This window comes from Mesorhizobium sp. M0166 (assembly GCF_040322255.1).
Taxonomy (GTDB): Bacteria; Pseudomonadota; Alphaproteobacteria; order Rhizobiales; family Rhizobiaceae; genus Mesorhizobium.
In genome coordinates this window covers 277,511-293,954 of the sequence record NZ_JAMYTD010000003.1, presented here as the reverse complement: position 1 = coordinate 293,954, position 16,444 = coordinate 277,511, and the positions used below count along the sequence as shown (strand labels likewise).

General features: G+C 65.3%; 15 protein-coding genes. 10 read left to right on the top strand and 5 right to left on the bottom strand.

The features are described 5' to 3' along the window. The first annotated feature begins 7 nt into the window (after positions 1-7). From NKJ46_RS06025 to lpxK, 7 genes are all read left to right on the top strand, one after another. Positions 8-1,258 carry an NAD(P)/FAD-dependent oxidoreductase gene (locus tag NKJ46_RS06025; protein ID WP_352663088.1) on the top strand — a complete coding sequence of 417 codons (1,251 nt, stop codon included), beginning with the start codon at positions 8-10 and terminating at the stop codon, positions 1,256-1,258. A 239-nt stretch (positions 1,259-1,497) separates the two neighbouring features. Next, positions 1,498-2,841, top strand: coding sequence for a TldD/PmbA family protein (locus NKJ46_RS06020; RefSeq protein ID WP_352663085.1), 1,344 nt, complete (start codon positions 1,498-1,500; stop codon positions 2,839-2,841). Further along, entirely contained in the window at positions 2,828-3,634 is an 807-nt protein-coding gene (locus NKJ46_RS06015; RefSeq protein WP_352663082.1) for a 3'(2'),5'-bisphosphate nucleotidase CysQ, read from the top strand. The genes NKJ46_RS06020 and NKJ46_RS06015 overlap by 14 nt, the downstream gene beginning before the upstream one ends. Before the next feature lie 74 nt (positions 3,635-3,708). Next, on the top strand, positions 3,709-3,954 hold the full coding sequence (locus NKJ46_RS06010; protein WP_023674378.1) for a DUF4170 domain-containing protein: 246 nt from the start codon (positions 3,709-3,711) through the stop codon (positions 3,952-3,954). Positions 3,955-3,959: 5 nt separating this feature from the next. After that, complete coding sequence (locus tag NKJ46_RS06005) at positions 3,960-4,739, top strand: lysophospholipid acyltransferase family protein (protein WP_352663079.1); 780 nt, start codon at positions 3,960-3,962, stop codon at positions 4,737-4,739. Beyond that, entirely contained in the window at positions 4,736-6,052 is a 1,317-nt protein-coding gene (waaA, locus tag NKJ46_RS06000; RefSeq protein ID WP_352663076.1) for a lipid IV(A) 3-deoxy-D-manno-octulosonic acid transferase, read from the top strand. Before NKJ46_RS06005 ends, waaA begins: the two co-directional genes overlap by 4 nt. Position 6,053: 1 nt before the next feature. Next, a complete protein-coding gene (lpxK, locus tag NKJ46_RS05995) occupies positions 6,054-7,082 on the top strand; it encodes a tetraacyldisaccharide 4'-kinase (RefSeq protein ID WP_352663073.1) in 1,029 nt (342 codons plus the stop codon). A gap of 249 nt (positions 7,083-7,331) precedes the next feature. On the opposite strand, the gene NKJ46_RS05990 is transcribed toward lpxK, so the two are convergent. Together NKJ46_RS05990 and NKJ46_RS05985 are read right to left on the bottom strand one after the other, a co-directional pair. After that, positions 7,332-7,565, bottom strand: a complete 234-nt coding sequence (locus NKJ46_RS05990) for a DUF2093 domain-containing protein (RefSeq protein WP_031211156.1) — start codon at positions 7,563-7,565, stop codon at positions 7,332-7,334. 230 nt (positions 7,566-7,795) lie between these two features. Continuing rightward, positions 7,796-8,722: a LysR substrate-binding domain-containing protein gene (locus NKJ46_RS05985; RefSeq protein WP_352663070.1), complete on the bottom strand. Its 927-nt coding sequence runs from the start codon at positions 8,720-8,722 to the stop codon at positions 7,796-7,798. 90 nt (positions 8,723-8,812) lie between these two features. Between NKJ46_RS05985 and NKJ46_RS05980 the strand changes: the two genes are divergently transcribed. Then, positions 8,813-9,706 carry a DMT family transporter gene (locus NKJ46_RS05980; RefSeq protein WP_352663067.1) on the top strand — a complete coding sequence of 298 codons (894 nt, stop codon included), beginning with the start codon at positions 8,813-8,815 and terminating at the stop codon, positions 9,704-9,706. A 243-nt stretch (positions 9,707-9,949) separates the two neighbouring features. On the opposite strand, the gene mutL is transcribed toward NKJ46_RS05980, so the two are convergent. Together mutL and NKJ46_RS05970 are read right to left on the bottom strand one after the other, a co-directional pair. Then, positions 9,950-11,800, bottom strand: coding sequence for a DNA mismatch repair endonuclease MutL (gene mutL, locus NKJ46_RS05975; RefSeq protein WP_352663064.1), 1,851 nt, complete (start codon positions 11,798-11,800; stop codon positions 9,950-9,952). Positions 11,801-11,880: 80 nt separating this feature from the next. Then, positions 11,881-12,783 carry a LysR family transcriptional regulator gene (locus NKJ46_RS05970; protein WP_352663061.1) on the bottom strand — a complete coding sequence of 301 codons (903 nt, stop codon included), beginning with the start codon at positions 12,781-12,783 and terminating at the stop codon, positions 11,881-11,883. A gap of 103 nt (positions 12,784-12,886) precedes the next feature. Between NKJ46_RS05970 and NKJ46_RS05965 the strand changes: the two genes are divergently transcribed. Next, entirely contained in the window at positions 12,887-13,876 is a 990-nt protein-coding gene (locus NKJ46_RS05965; RefSeq protein ID WP_352663058.1) for a zinc-dependent alcohol dehydrogenase family protein, read from the top strand. A gap of 20 nt (positions 13,877-13,896) precedes the next feature. Here NKJ46_RS05965 and NKJ46_RS05960 read toward each other — a convergent pair whose 3' ends face one another. Next, the gene (locus NKJ46_RS05960) at positions 13,897-14,799 is read right to left on the bottom strand and encodes a LysR substrate-binding domain-containing protein (protein WP_352663055.1); all 903 of its coding nucleotides are present in this window, start codon (positions 14,797-14,799) and stop codon (positions 13,897-13,899) included. Positions 14,800-14,891: 92 nt separating this feature from the next. On the opposite strand from NKJ46_RS05960, the gene NKJ46_RS05955 reads away from it, so the two are divergent. Next, a complete protein-coding gene (locus NKJ46_RS05955; protein WP_352663052.1) occupies positions 14,892-16,442 on the top strand; it encodes a trimethylamine methyltransferase family protein in 1,551 nt (516 codons plus the stop codon). Positions 16,443-16,444 lie beyond the last annotated feature (2 nt).

The window sequence follows — 16,444 nt, the reverse complement described above, 5'->3', positions numbered from 1 at the left end:
TTTAATGATGGCAGCGTCGGAAAGGGTCGAAAGCGCCATCGTCGGCGCCGGTGTTGTCGGACTGGCAACGGCACTCCGGCTCGCAGCTGAGGGTCGCAAAGTCCTGCTCATCGACCCCAATGAGCCGGGCTCCGGGGCCTCCTTCGGCAATGCCGGAACGATTGCCGAATATGCCTGCATGCCGGTGGGCAATCCGGCTGTGCTGCGCGCGCTGCCAAAGCTGCTTCTCGATCCTGACAGCCCTTTTTCCTTGCGCTGGCCGGCGCTGTTGCAGCTTGCGCCATGGCTGGTTCAGTTCGTGAGGCAATCGCTTCCGGCGGCCACCCGCGCCAATGCGCTGGCGCTCGCCGGTCTACTGGCCGAGGCCCTGCCGGCCTGGGAAGAGATGGTGGAGGAGGCTGACTTGGCCGACCTGCTGCGCCGCAACGGCTGCCTCTACCTGTATCGCCGCGAGAGCGATTTCGCCAAGGCCGCCGGGGGCAGGGCGCTGCGCGCCGGGTTTGGCGTCCATCAAGAGGTTCTGACACCGGAAGAGGTCGCCGCGCTGGAGCCTGGCCTGCCCGCGACCGGGGCCAGCGGCCTGTACTTCCCCGACTCGATGAATGTCACCGATCCCAAGACAGTGATGCGGCGGCTGCTCAATGCCGCGACCGCCCGCGGCGTTTCGGTAGCGCAGGCTGAGATAACCGGGCTGCGGGTCGAGGCGGACGGTGTCAGGCTCAGCGGTTCCGGCTTTCGCATCAAGGCGAACACGGTGGTGATCGCCGCGGGCGCGCAAGCGCGGGCGTTGGCCATGCAGGCCGGCGACAGGATCCCGCTCGAGACCGAACGTGGTTATCATCTCGAATTCCCGACCGGGGCGCCCCTGCTCCATCGCCCGGTCTGTCCTGTCGATCTCGGCTTCTACATGACGCCGATGAACGGCCGGCTGCGTGTCGCCGGAACCGTCGAGCTCGGCGGGCTTGCAGCGCCGGCAAATCCACGCCGGCTGGCGCTGCTCGATCGCGGTGTCAGGCAGTTCTTTCCACAACTCGGCCGGCCGTCATCCGAGTGGCTCGGGTTCCGGCCGTCGCTGCCCGATTCCCGGCCGGTCATCGGCCCGTCGCGCGGCAGCTCCAGGGTGATTCATGCCTTCGGTCATGGCCACCTTGGCCTGACACTCGCTCCGATCACTGCACGCCTGGTCGCTGAACTGATCAGTGGTCGCGGCGATCCAGCGCGTGTCGCGGCGTTTTCGGCTGGTCGCTTCCGCGCCTGATCGATCGAACATTTCGCCTTCGGGTTGATCAGGAGTCTATTTCCGATCAGGCCAGCGTAGGTGCAAAATCAAAGATCTTGTGCGTCTAGAAGGACGCACCAGCTCTAGATCGGTCGCGCCGACCTGGGGCTAGATGCCTCCTGATTGTCCGCTTCTCCCATTGCAGAAGCGGCACCGGGACAATAGATGGTGCAGCAGCGGCTGCCCTTCAGCCAGCCGGAAATAACAGGATTATGCGCATGACCGATACGCTCGACGCAGCGAAACTGACCGATCGCGTCGCGGCCCTGGTCGAGGCTGCCAAACGGGCCGGCGCCGATGCCGCCGATGCGGTTGCGGTGCGCGGCCGTTCGACCGGCGTCTCGGTGCGGCTCGGCAAGGTCGAAGGCACAGAAGCGTCCGAGAGCGAAGACGTCTCGCTGCGTGTCTTCGTCGGCAAGCGGGTAGCGAGCGTTTCGGCAACGGCGGCATCCGACCCCAATATGCTGGCCGAGCGCGCCGTCGCCATGGCCAAGGTGTCGCCTGAGGATCCCTATCAGGGCCTCGCTGACCCGGCCTTGCTGGTCAAGAAGCCGCGCGACCTCGATCTGTTCGACGCCACCGAGGTGTCGGCGGACCAGCTGAAGGAGGCAGCGCTTGCCGCCGAAGCGGCGGCGCTTGCCGTCAAGGGCGTCACCAATTCGGCCGGTAGCGGTGCCAGTGCCGGGCTCGGCGGCCTGGTGCTCGCCACCTCGCACGGCTTCGTCGGCCATTACGTCGCCTCGCGTTTTTCGCGCTCGACCAGCGTGATCGCCGGCGAGGGAACCGGCATGGAGCGCGATTACGAATTCTCCTCGCGCCAGCATTTTTCCGATCTCGACGCGCCGGAAGACATCGGCCGCAAGGCCGGTGAGCGCGCTGTCCGCCGCATTGGCGCACGCAAGGCGGCGACCGGGCCGGTCGACGTGGTGTTCGATCCGCGCGTCGCGCGCGGCATTGCCGGCCACCTTGCCGGTGCCATCAATGGCGCCGCGGTGGCGCGCAAGACCAGCTTTCTGCGCGACATGATGGGCAAGAAGGTGGCTTCGGCCGCAATCACCGTCACCGACGAGCCGCTCCGGCGCCGCGGACAGGCCTCGCGCCCGTTCGACGGCGAAGGCGTCGAGGGCGAGAAACTGTTCATGGTCGACAAGGGCGTGCTCAACCACTGGTTCCTGTCGACCTCGGCGGCTCGCGAACTCGGCCTCGTTACCAATGGGCGCGGCTCGCGCAGCGGTTCGTCGGTCTCGCCATCGTCGACCAATCTCGCGATCGAGCCCGGGGAAAACACGCCGGAAGAGCTGATCAAGTCGCTTAAGACCGGCTGCTACGTCACCGAAGTGTTCGGCCAGGGCGTCGACATGGTGACGGGCGAATATAGCCGCGGCGCTTCCGGCTTCTGGATCGAAAACGGCGAGCTGGCCTATCCCGTCGCCGAGGTGACCATTGCCTCCAATCTGAAGACGATGTTCCTCAACATGGTTCCGGCGAGCGATCTCGACCGCAATTTCGGCACTGCCGCGCCCACGCTTTTGATCGAAGGAATGACCCTTGCCGGAGCTTGACCCGGCCGTCTCGGCCGGCGCTACTGAAGACTTGCAGCTGTTGCGCGATGCCGCCCGCGAGGCGGGGCTCATCGCCATGCAGTACTTCAACAACAATCCGCAAGTGTGGATGAAGGGCGGCACCTCGCCGGTCAGCGAAGCCGATCACGCCGCCGACAAATATCTGCGCGAGACCTTGCTGACGGCCCGGCCGGATTATGGCTGGCTGTCGGAGGAAACCGTCGACGACCCGGTAAGGCTTGTCGCGCGCCGCACCTTCGTCGTCGATCCGATCGACGGCACGCGCGGCTTCCTCGAAGGGCTGCCCACATGGTGCGTCAGCGTCGCGGTGGTCGAGAAAGGCCGAACGCTTGCTGGCGTGCTCGACTGCCCGGCGAAGGGCGAAATCTATTGGTCGCTGCCGGGCGAGGGCGCATTCCTGAACGGCCAGCGCATCAGCGTGCGTCCGCCGTCGGAAACGGCCGAAATTGCCGGACCGAAGCCGATGATCGACCTGATGCCGGCGAAATGGCATAAGCGGCTGAGGCGGGTGCCCTATATTCCTTCGCTCGCCTACCGGCTGGCGATGATCGCCGGCGGCCAGCTCGATGCCACCTTCGTTAAGGCCAATGCGCATGACTGGGACATCGCCGCGGCCGATCTCATCCTGCGCGAGGCAGGCGGCGCCTTGCTCGATCGGCACGGCCGCGCGCCGCTCTATGCCGGCGAAGTGATCCGTCACGGACCGCTCGCCGCCGGCAGCGGCGAACTCCTGGCCGTGCTCGCCGGCGTCATCGCCGGGCTGGACAATTGACCACTATCAATAGTTCCAAAGTCGGCGGCTTTGGTCTAGACCTGTCCCAAACTCACGATATGTGAAGGATCGACATGGCCGCTGAAGACGGAAAGAAACAGCTTTTGCACCTGGTGTTCGGCGGCGAACTCAAGAAGCTGGGCGGCACCGAATTCCGCGATCTCGACGCGCTCGACATCGTCGGCATCTATCCGGACTATCAATCGGCGCACGCCGTCTGGAAGGCCAAGGCGCAAGCCAGCGTCGACAATGCCCATATGCGCTATTTCGTCGTTCACCTGCACCGCCTGCTCGACCCCGAAAACAAGGCTGTCGGTTGACATCGATGAACCATGAAGCGGTCAAGCGGTCAGCCCCGCGGTCGGCGGTCAGACGTCGCAAGCCGAAGACGTTCTGGCGCAAGATCCGCGAACCGCTGGCGCAGTCGCGATTCGTCAAGAATGCGCTTGCCGCACTGTTTGCGTATTTCGTCCGCCTTGTCCGCGTGACCAACCGCCTGGTCGAAGGATCGGCGAAGTTTTCCGGCGGCGCCTATGCGCAGCTCGAGCCTGGCATCATCGCACTCTGGCACGGGCAGCATCTGCTGACCCCGGCCTATTATCCCAAAGGACGGCCGCTGGTTGCCATGGTATCGCGCAGCGCCGATGCCGAGCTCAACGCCCTGATGGTCGAGAAATTCGGCATCGAGGCCGTTCGCGGCTCTGGCGGGCGCGAAAGCGCAAGGCATCTCGACAAGGGCGGTGCCAAGGCGCTCATCGCCCTCAAAAAGTCGCTCGCCACCGGCAAGAATGTCGCCATGATTGCTGATATTCCCCACGGCACACCGCGCGATGCGGGGCTCGGCGTCGTCCTCCTGGCGCGGCTGTCCGGCCGGCCGATCCTGCCTGCCGCGATAGCCACCAGCCGCCGCAAGGTGATCGAGGGCAGCTGGGACAAGACGACGATCAACTTGCCCTTCGGCCGCTCCTCGATTGTCGTCGGCACGCCTGTCTTCGTGCCGGCCAACGCCGACGCCGCGGAAATGGAACGCAAGCGCCAGGAGGTCACGGCCTCGCTCAATGCCGCGACCGCCGAGGCCTATCGCCTTGTGGACGGTTCGAAATGAGTATGCGCTGGGCGCGCGCCTTCCTGACGGCCTACCGCTTCGCCGGGGCCGTCGCCTACCCGCTGGTCGGACCTTACGTCGCCTGGCGCACGTCCAGAGGCAAGGAGGACCGCATTCGCCGGCGCGAGCGCTACGGCGTCGCCGGACGCGAGCGCCCCGAAGGCCCGGTGATCTGGATCCATGCAGCCAGCGTCGGCGAGACCATCGCCGTCGTGCCGCTGGTCGAGAGCATTCTCGATTACGGCGTCAACGTCGTGCTGACGACGGGCACCGTCACCTCGGCACAGGTCGCCGAAGAACGGCTGGGCGACCGCATCATCCACCAATATGTGCCGCTCGACCTCAAGCCGGCGGTCAGCCGCTTCCTCGACCATTGGCAACCGGACCTGGCGATCATCGCCGAATCGGAGATCTGGCCGATGACCATCCTGGAACTCGGCGCCCGCCGCGTGCCGCAGGTTCTGGTCAACGGCAGGCTGTCCGACCGCTCCTTCAAGTCCTGGAAGAAGCGCGCCAACATTGCCGAAGCATTGTTCGAAAATCTCGCCCATGTCGTCGCCCAGTCGGATCTCGATGGCGAGCGCTTCCTTTCGCTCGGCGCCCGGCCGGTCACCGTGTCCGGCAATCTCAAGGTCGACACCGCGCCGCCGCCGGCCGACGAACGGGCGTTGGCGGCGCTGAAACGCCAGATCGGCGGCCGCCCGACCTGGGCGGCGATCTCGACCCATGACGGCGAAGAGGCGGTCGCCGCCGAAGTTCACGCCATGCTGCACAAGCGCCACCACGGGCTCTTGACCATCATCGTGCCGCGCCATCCCGATCGCGCCGGTCAGCTGGCCGCCCAGATTTCCGGCATGGGCCTGAAGCTGGCGCAGCGCAGCAAGGGCGACAGGATCACCGCCGATACCGATATCCTGCTCGGCGACACGATCGGCGAGATGGGGCTTTATCTGAGGCTGACGGAAATCGCCTTTGTCGGCCGTTCGCTGACTTCCGAGGGCGGCCAGAACCCGCTGGAACCGGCCATGCTGGAGACGGCGGTGCTTGCCGGCCGCAACGTCCAGAATTTTCGCGAGGCTTATCAGCGCCTGCTCGACAGTGGCGGCGCCAAGCTGGTGCGCGACCGCGATATGCTGGCCGGCGCCGTCAATTTCCTTTTGACCGACGAGGCGGCCCGCCATGAGATGATGGCGGCGGGTGCGGCGACGGTCGACGAGATGCGCGGTGCGCTGGCGCATACGCTCAGGTCGCTCGAGCCCTATATCCAGCCGCTGGTCGTCAAGTCGCGCCTGAAGGGCGCGAACGGGCGCTGACGTGACCTCGGAAGCGCCACCCTTCTGGTGGGAAGAGCCGGACTGGCGGGTGACGGCGCTGTCGCCGCTCTCCGCCGTCTATGCGCTCGTCGCCGGTCGCCGCATGCGGCACGCGCCGCGCGAAAAGGTCGAGGCGCCGGTGCTCTGCGTCGGCAACTTCACCGTCGGCGGCACCGGCAAGACGCCAGTGGCGATCGCATTGGCCGAGCAGGCCCGGCGCATGCAGCTCAATCCGGGTTTCCTGTCGCGCGGCCATGGTGGCTCCTTCGCCCAGCCGCATATCGTCGATCCGCACCACGACGCCGCCAAGCATGTCGGCGACGAGCCGCTGCTTCTCGCCGAACACGCGCCGGTCGCGGTGACGCCGAACCGGGCCGCCGGCGCCAGGCTTCTGCTGGAGAAGCTCGGCTGCGATTTCCTGATCATGGATGACGGTTTTCAGAGCGCGCGCATCCACATCGACTATGCGCTCGTCGTCGTCGACGCGCGCCATGGCATCGGCAATGGCCGCGTCATCCCCGGCGGGCCGCTGCGGGCAAACATCGTCGACCAACTGGTCTTCACCAGCGCCTTGCTGAAGATGGGCGAGGGCACTGCGGCCGATACGGTCGTGCGCCAGGCAGCGCGCGCCGGCAGGCCGATCTTCGAGGCGCACACCGCGCCGACCAGCAAGGTGACGCTGGCCGGCAGGCGGTTCCTGGCGTTCGCCGGCATCGGCCATCCCGACAAGTTTTTCGACACGGTAAGCGAGGCCGGCGGCGAGCTTGCGCTGACCCGACCATTTCCTGACCATCATTTCTACAGTGCGGACGAGCTTGCTGAATTGACGGCGACGGCGCGTAAAGCCGGTCTTGGCCTCATTACCACCGCCAAGGACGCTGCCCGCCTGCGTCACGGCGCAGCACCGCCGGAATTCCTCGACGGGCTCGACGTGCTGGAGATCGACACCGTCTTCGAGCTCGGCCACGTGCCGCAACGCATCATCGACGAGACGCTGGATGCCTGGCGGCAGCGCCGGCTTAAAGGCTGACCAGCAGCTCAGCACCGCGATGCGGGGACTGGAATTTGCAACTTTCCGCCGGTCGAACGTATTTTGTTCTTGCTTTGTGCCGGCAGCTATGCTACTAATTTGGGTATAGTGATGATTCACCGACGACCCGCCCTCGGCCCCGAGGCGGGTTTTTTATTTCAAGATAATCTCTAAGGTTTCGGTGTTGCCGGCCTGACGCCGCGGCAGAGCGCGAAGGGTCGCAACGGGGCGGCTTCCATTTGCGTCGGACTAGCGTCGGCGGCGTAGTTCCGGATGCGCTTCGATCTCGCGGCGCAGCGAGGCAGCGGCGTTCACATAAGGTTCCTGCCTGGCGACACTCCAATATTTAAGCTCGTCGAGCGGGATGCTCTCGCCGGTCACCGCGCAGCGCACGAAGGCGCCGGGGCTGGTCACCTGGAAGTCGCCGTCGAGATAGCGGATGCGGGCTTCCTTGCCGCCGGGGCCTTCGAAACGGTTCATCATGGGGTGGTGCCGAAATTCATGACGATGTCATCGCCACAAATTGCGGCGAGGTCAAGCTCGCTTGGCTTTGCCTGGTTCTGTTTCTGGCGGCACTTGTTCGAACAAGCCGGCAAAGCGGATGCCAATGCATGTCGCGCAAAAGTGTGCAGCGGTTTTGCGCGACATGCATAAACACAAGTACCTGAAGCGCGCCGCATCAGGCCGGTCGAACGCGACGCGCGTTAGGCATCTCATTCCTCGGCGATGATAAACTCTTCGATCTTCTCCGCTGGCAGCCCGGCCTGGACGGCGATGCGCCGGGCGAGTTCGGCGGCGGCGGCGCGCGGGCGCCCCAACGGCCGGTCGAGCCAGTAAGATATCGGGCTCAGCGCAGTGCGCTCGTCCACGGCGACGATGCGGCCCGATTTCAATTGGTCCACCGTCAACGGCGGACGCGCCAGCGCAATGCCGAGCCCGTGCGCGGCGGCGTCGAGCACGAGGTTGTAGTCCTCGAAACGGCGGTCGTGCGGCCGCGGCCGATAGTCCATCTCCTGCGCGGCGAACCAGGCGCGCCAGGCCGAAGCGTCGGAATCGTTGATCACCGGATAGTCGAGCAGCCGGGCAGGATCTCCGCGGCCGATCTCCCTGGCCAATTCCGGCGAGGCGACCGGGAACACATATTCTTCGAAAAGCTGCACCGAGATCCGGCCCGGAATGCGACCGCGCCCGCAGCGAATCGACAGGTCGATGCCTTCGTCGGCAAGATCGCCCTGGCGGATGTCGACGTCGAGCACGATGCGCAGCTTGGACGGGTGGTTCTCCAGCGCCGCCATGCGCGGCATCAGCCACAGCCCGCTGACCGAGGGGATCGAGGTCAGCCGCACCACCGCCGTACCGCGCGGCTCGACCCAACGGTCCGAATTGCTGGCGATCAGGGCAAAGGCTTCCGTGGTGCGCAGATGCAGGCGGTTGCCTTCGACGGTCAGAGAGACGCCGCGGGCGCCGCGATCGAAGACTTTCAGCCCGAGCCAGCCCTCGAGCTTGGCGATCTGCCGGCTGACGGCGCCGTGGGTAATGTTGAGCTTCTCGGCCGCCGCCGAAAAGCTGCCGGTCCGAGCGGCGGCGTCGAAGGCGCGCAGTGTTTCGAGCGGCAGCATCGGGTCTAAGCTGTGATCCATAGTCACAGCTGATCCTCGATTTGTTCGTTTGTCAACCGGCCCGCGATAGCGTTTCTCTACTTCATGGCATTGGATCGCGAGGACACCCAGATGAGCGCTTACACCGGCACGTTGAATACGACACAGCGCATGGATGCCAAGGCTGCCATCGCGGTGACGCTGACGGTGGTCGGCTGGGCCTCCGCCTTTCCGGCGATCCGCGCCGGCCTTGCCGCCTTCGGGCCGCTGGAACTTGGCGCGCTGCGCTTTGCCATCGCCGCGGTTCCGGCGGCGATCTTCCTCGCGGTCAAGCGGCCGGTACTGCCCAGGCTCGATGAACTCTGGCGCTTTACCTTCGGTGGTGCCGTCTTCGTCGCGCTCTACACGGTGATGCTCAATTTCGGCGAACTGACCGTTTCGGCCGGTGCGGCCGGCTTCATCATCAATGTCAGCCCGATCTTCACCGCCATCATGGCCATGGCACTGCTCGGCGAACGCTTCTCGGGCCTGGCCTGGGCCGGCACATTCCTGTCCTTCGCCGGCATCGGCATCATCGCCATAGGCGAGGGGCAAGGCTTGCATTTCAACAGCGGTGCGCTGCTTGTCCTCGGCTCGGCGCTGTGCTCGGCCGTCAACACCATCGTCCAGAAGCCGCTGTTTGCCCGCCACCACCCGCTGACCATCTCGGCCTCGAACATGGTGCTTGGAGCGCTCTGCCTGTCGCCGTTCCTGCCGAGCGGCCTGGCGCAGGCGGCGGCCGCCGATACCGCCGGGCTCGGCGCGGTCATCTTTCTCGGCATCGTACCCAGCCTGATTGCCTATGCCGCCTGGGCAACCGCACTTTCCCGGCTGCCGGCGGCGCGTGCCTCAAACTTCCTTTATCTGGTGTCGCCGGTGGCGACGCTGATCGGCTTCTTCTGGCTGGGCGAGGTGCCGACGCTGCTCGGCATAGTCGGCGGGGCGCTGGCGCTGGGCGGCATCGTCGTCGTGAATTTGAAGAGGTAAGTCAGAGGGTTCGGAGGCTTGCTTGAATTAAAAAGAGCCGTATCGAACGGCTCTTTTTGATTTCCCCTCTCCGGTTTGCTTCGCAAACCACCTCTCCCCACCTTGTGGGGCGAGGAACCCAAGGTTTTCAAGATTGCGGCCTTTGGCGATTGGCGTTTCCTCGCCCCCACCAAACTGGGGGACAGGTGGCCGCGGAGCGGCCGGAGAGGGGGCTGCGCCAGCGGACGTCGTAAGCCGCAGGCCCTACCGTCGCCCGAACAGCCGCTCGATGTCGGCGAGCTTGAGCTCGATATAGGTCGGGCGGCCATGGTTACAGGTGCCGGAGCCTGGCGTCGCCTCCATCTGGCGCAGCAGCGCGTTCATCTCTTCCGGTTTGAGCAGGCGGCCGGAACGCACCGAGCCGTGGCAGGCCATGGTCGCGGCTATTTTGTCCAGCCGCCCTTTCAGCGTGTCGACTGTGTCGTTGTCGGCGATCTCGTCGGCGAGGTCGCGCACCAGCTGCTGGACGTTGGTTTCGCCGAGCATCGACGGCGTCTCGCGCACCGCAACGGCGCCGGGGCCGAAGCGCTCGATGCCGAGGCCGAACCGGGCCAGCGTCTCGGAATGCATGGCAAGCCGCTCGGCGTCTTCCTCCGGCAGATCGACGATCTCCGGCAAAAGCAGCATCTGCGACGACACCGCGCGTGAGTGGAGGGCGTTCTTCAAGGCCTCGTAGACCAGCCGCTCATGCGCCGCATGCTGGTCGACGATGACAAGCGAATCCCTGGTCTGGGCGACGATATAATTCTCGTGCACTTGCGCGCGCGCCGCGCCCAATGCCGTGCCGAGCAGCGTCTCCGCCGCTTCGTTTTGGCCGGCGCGCGCGTCGGCACTGTGCAGCGGTCCGGCATCGAAGGCCGTCTGCTCGTCCTCGCCGAACCCGCCGCCCACATCGAGCGGCCGCTGTGGCGAGCGGCCAGGATCGAACCCGGCAAAGCCGGAGGCCCGATAGGCGGCCTCGTAGCTGCGGTGGCCGTTGGCCGGCCCGCCATGCGCATAGGATGCCGCGCCTGGCCGGAACGCCGCCATCATGCCGGCGGCCCCGGTGGTGGCGGCGCGGATGCCGGCATTGGCCAGCGCTTCGCGGATGGCGCCGACGATCAGCCCGCGCACCAGCCCCGGGTCGCGGAAGCGCACGTCTGCCTTGGCCGGATGGACGTTGACGTCGACGATCGCCGGATCGAGCGTCAGGAACAGCACGGTGACGGCATGGCGGTCGCGCGGCAGCACGTCGGCGAAGGCGCCGCGAATGGCGCCGGCGATCAATTTGTCACGCACCGGGCGGCCGTTGACATAGGCGTATTGCTGTAGCGCGTTGGCGCGGGTGAAGGAGGGGACCGAGACATGGCCGGCGAGGTGCACGCCGTCCCGCATCGCGTCGATGGCGATCGCATTGTCCGGAAAGTCGGCGCCCATCACCTGCGCCACACGGCGCAGCCGGCCTTCCGGGCTGTCGTCGGTCGCCGGCAGCTCCAGCGTCGAGCGGTCCGGGCCGGCCAGGGTGAAGCGCACGGCGGGGAAGGCGATGGCGATGCGCTTGACCACGTCGCCAATGGCCGAGCTTTCGGCGCGCTCGCCCTTCATGAATTTGAGCCGCGCCGGCGTGGCGAAGAACAGGTCGCGCACCTCGACCGTGGTGCCGCGATTGGCCGCCGCCGGCCTGACGGCGGAGACGCGGCCGCCGTCGATGCCGATCTCGGCGGCGTTTTCACTGGACGCGGTGCGCGAGCGGATCGACAGCCGCGCCACCGAGCCGATCGACGGCAAGGCCTCGCCGCGGAAGCCAAGCGAGCGAATGTCGTGAATGTTGTCGGCGAGCTTGGAGGTGCAATGGCGCGCAATCGCCAGCGCCAGTTCCTTTTCCGGAATGCCCGAGCCGTCGTCGCTGACGCGGATCAGGTTCAGCCCGCCACCGGCGGTGACGATCTCTACGCGCGTCGCGCCGGCGTCGAGTGCATTCTCGACCAGTTCCTTGACCACGCTTGCCGGACGCTCGATGACTTCGCCGGCGGCGATCTGGTTGATCATCGTTTCGGAAAGCTGGCGGATGGGCATGGCAGCACTATAGGCGGATTCGTGGTCGATGCGGGAGGGCGGAATTGAGGAAATCCACGCAGCTGAACGCGCTCGTGCACTCAACTCATGAGCTTGGGCAGCGCTGCCGCCAGTGCGTCGACGGCAAGGCGGACTTTCATCGGCAGATGTGGCGTCTGCAACCAAACGGCATGAACGTCGTAGAGAAACTTCGGCTGTTCCGGCAACAGCGGGACAAGCGCGCCCGCCTGGATGCGCTGGCGCACCAGCCAGTATGGCAGCCAGGCGAGCCCCATGCCGGCGGCCGCGGCATCGGCGATGGCATCGAGATCGTCGAGCCATAATCTGCCGACGGGCTTAACCTCCATCGCGGGCTGGCCGTTGTGCGGAAACAGCCACGGCTGAACGGCACGCCCGGAACGGCGGTAGATGATCGCATGATGGCTGCCGAGGTCATCTATCTGCTGCGGCTGGCCGTGCCGCTCAAGATAGGGCGGCGACGCGCAGACGACCATATGCTGGCGCGCGATGCGACGCGCTATCACCCCGGTCTGGTCCTCCAGATCGCCCGTGCGGACAGCGAAGTCGCAGCCATCCTCTACGAGATCGGCGATGGCATCGCTGAACGATAGGTCAAGTTCCAGCGCGGGATATTGCTGCGCAAGCCCGAACAGGATCGGGGCAACGCAGCGCCGGCCGAAATGCATCGGCATGAGCACACGCAGCTTTCCGCGCGGCTCGGCAAGCTGGTCGGCCGCCAACGCATCCGCGGCCTCCGCTTCAGCAAGCACCAGCCGGCAGCGTTCATAATAGGCGCGCCCGAAATCCGTCAGGCTTTGGCGGCGCGTGGTCCGGTTGATGAGGCGCACGCCCAGGCGCTCCTCGAGAAACCGGACATGCTTGCCGACCATCGGCCCGGACAGATCGAGAGCGGCGGCCGCGGCCGCGAACGAGCCCAGGTCGACGGCTTTGACGAACACGGCCATGCTCGTAAGGCGATCCATATTCAAAACCCACAGTTTCTGCTGATCTACTCAAACGGCCATTTATCCGCCTGATCGCCGCTGGCATAGCACATTCAGTTCAAATATTTTGGAGTCGTGACCGATGGCACGTATCGTTCGTTTTTATGAGCTGGGTGGTCCCGAGGTTCTGCGCATCGAGAATGTCGACATGTCCGCGCCTGGGCGGGGCGAGGTTCAGATCCGTGTCAAGGCGTTGGGCCTCAACCGGGCCGAGGCGCTGCTGCGTTCAGGCAGATATATCCAGACCGCGCCGTTGCCTTCCGGTCTTGGGCTCGAGGCGGCGGGTATCGTCGAGATGGTCGGTGAAGGCGTGGACGGCTTTGCGCCGGGCGATGCCGTCAGCGTGGTGCCGCCATTGTCGATGGCCCGCTGGCCTGCCTATGGTGAGATTGCCACATATCCCGCCGAGCTCGTCGTCAAGCACCCGCCATCGCTGAGCTGGGAAGAGGCCGCCGCAGCGTGGATGCAATATCTCACGGCCTGCGGTGCGCTGGTCGACATTGCCAAACTTGGCAGGGAGGACTTTGTCGTTATCACCGCGGCGTCGAGCAGCGTCGGACTTGCGGCGATCCAGATCGCCAACATGATTGGCGCGACCCCGATCGCGGTCACACGGACATCTGCCAAGAAGCGGGCTTTGCTTGAGTTCGGCGCGACCCACGTCATCGCCTCGGCAGAGGAGCATCTGGAAGCCAGGCTGAAGCAAATCGCCGGCCCGGACGGCGTGCGCGTGGTGTTCGACGCGGTCGGCGGGCCGATCTTCGAGCCTCTGACGGCAGCGATGGCTCCGGGTGGCATTCTCATCGAATATGGCGGCTTGAGCCTCGACCCGACACCTTTTCCGCTACCTGCAGTGCTGGCAAAGACACTGACGCTGCGCGGTTATCTCGTCCACGAGATCGTGCGCGATCCAGTCCGGCTGCAGGCCGCCAAGGCGTTCATCCTTGACGGACTGAGCTCGGGTTCGCTGAAGCCGGCAATCGCCAGGACCTTTCCGTTCGACCAGATCGTCGAGGCGCACCGTTATCTCGAATCCAACGAACAATTCGGCAAGATCGTCGTGACGGTTTGACCGGGCATTGTGGGATAGCCTCACGCCTGCGCCGCCAGCCAGTCCCGCACCTTGCGGGCGTTGTCGCTGAGCTCGCGGTTCCTCGACCAGATGACATGAAAGCCCTTGCCGGTCGTCATCGTGTGGCCGGTGACGCGCACCAGCAGCCCTGATGCCAGCAGCCGCTCGGCGAGGTGACCCCAGCCGAGCGCGATGCCTTGCCCTTCCATCACTGCCTGGATCACCAGCGCATAGTCGTTGATACGCAAGCCACGCCCGGCATCGGCGATGTCGACACCGGCCGAGGCGAACCACTCGTCCCAGCTGGCGGCCTCGCGAAACGGCTCTTCGAGATGAATGAGGCGGTGCGATGGAAGGTCCGCGACGCGCTCCGGCAGCCCGAACCGGGCCACATAACTAACGCCGGCGACGGGGAATATCACTTCATCGGCCAGCGGCAGCGAATGATAATCCGGCCATTCCCTGGGCTCGCCGCCGCGGACACCAAGCGGGATATCCTCGGCGATGATGTCGAGATCGCGATCGGCGGTCTGGATGCGCAGGTCGATGCCCGGCAATTCGTCGCGAAACTGCTGCAGGCGCGGCATCATCCAGAACGAGGCGAAAGCGGTCGAGGCGGCGAGCGTCACATGAGCGCCGACGGCGATCTGGCGCAGGTCTTCCGCCGACTTGCGAATGTGGGACAGGCCGAGCGAGACGTCGGCATGGAAGCGGTCGCCGGCCTCGGTAAGGCTGACTTGCCGGTGGCGGCGCTGGAAGAGTTTCGCGCCGAGCTGCTCTTCGAGCCCGCGGATCGCATAAGACACGGCAGCCTGCGTCATGCCGAGCTCGCGCCCGGCGGCGGTAAAGCTCGACAGCCGCCCGGCGGCCTCGAAAACGATCAGGCTGCCGGCCGACGGCAGCAGGTGGCGCAAGCTTCGCATAAGCTGAGCTTATACAAGAGATCAGGATTTTCCAGCGTCACAGCTGCATTTTGTCTGGCTAGATTGGTCACCAACAGGAATATGGAGCCTCCATGAACGCACCGGCCGTTGAAGTGAGCGAACACACCAATCGTCGCGCGGGTGGCCGCCTGGGGCGCAAGGCGCTGCGGGGAGCTCCCGTAGCGTCATTTCCGACCCTGGTTCGCAAGATTCCGGTGTATCAGATGGTCCCGGACGAGGCGGTGGAGCTCATCCACCAGGAGTCGCTCTCGATCCTCGAAGAGGTGGGATGCGAGTTCCGCGACGACGAGGCTATCGCACTGTGGAAGGCGGCGGGCGCCGATGTCTCGGAGACAAGGGTCCGCATAGACCGCGCCCTGCTGATGGACCTCGTATCGAAGGTCCCGTCGGAGTTCACGCTCAATGCGAGGAATCCCCAGCGTTCCGTACGTGTGGGTGGCAACAACTCCATCTTCGTGCCGATGTACGGGGCGCCTTACGTGCGCGACCTCGACAACAACAGGCGCTACGGCACACTCGCCGACCTCAACAATTTCCACAAGCTCGCCTACATGGCGCCGGCGCTGCATTCGTCGAGCTCGATCATCTGCGAGCCGATGGAAATCGCGGTGCCGAAGCGTCACCTCCACATCATCCATTCGGCGCTGAAGCACTCCGACAAGCCGTTCATGGGCATCGTGACCTCCAAGGATCGAGCCGAAGATACGATGGCGATGGCAGGCATCGTGTTCGGCGAGGACTATGTCCGCGACAACCCAGTCCTGGTGGCCATCACCAACTGCAATTCGCCGCTGGTCTGGGATGCCACCATGCTGGACGCGATGAAAGTCTATGCGCGCCACAACCAGCCGCTGATCCTCGCGCCCTTTGCCCTTTGCGGCGCCTCGACTTCGGCCTCTGCCGTCGGTGCGGTCGCGCAGGTCAATGCCGAAGCGCTGGCGGGCGTCGCGTTCACACAGCTCTTGCGTCCGGGTTCGCCGCAGATCTACGGACAGTTCATGGTGACGGTCGACATGAAGACCGGCGCTCCCATGGGCGGCACGCCGGAGGCGGCCCAGATGATGTATCTCATGGGCGCGCTCGCGCGGAAGTATCGGCTGCCGTGGCGCACGTCCGGTTTCCATGTCGGCTCGAAGCTCAACGACGCCCAGGCGGGCTACGAGGCGAACATGCTGATGCATGCCGCCATCCTTGCCGGCGCCAACTACATCTGGCACTCCGCCGGTTGGCTCGAGGCCGGCCTGACCTGCGGCTATTCGAAATTTGCGACCGACTGCGAGCAGCTTGTCGGCTGGTACAAATATGCTGGCGGGCTGCCGTTCGACGATTTCAAGGAGGCTATGGCGGCGATCCGCGAGGTCGGACCGCAGGGCCATTTCCTTGGCACCCAGCACACGCTCGAACATTTCGAGTCCGCCTTCTTCATACCGAGCATCATGGACTTCAATTCGTTCGAACAGTGGAAGGCGGAAGGAGCAAAGGACCACGACACCCGCGGCCGCGAGAAAGCGCGCAACATGCTCGCCGATTACGAGGAGCCGAAGCTCGATGAGGGCATCGCCGATGGTCTCAAAGATTTGATTGCGCGGCGCGAGGAGAAACTGCCGGACAGCGTTAGTTGATA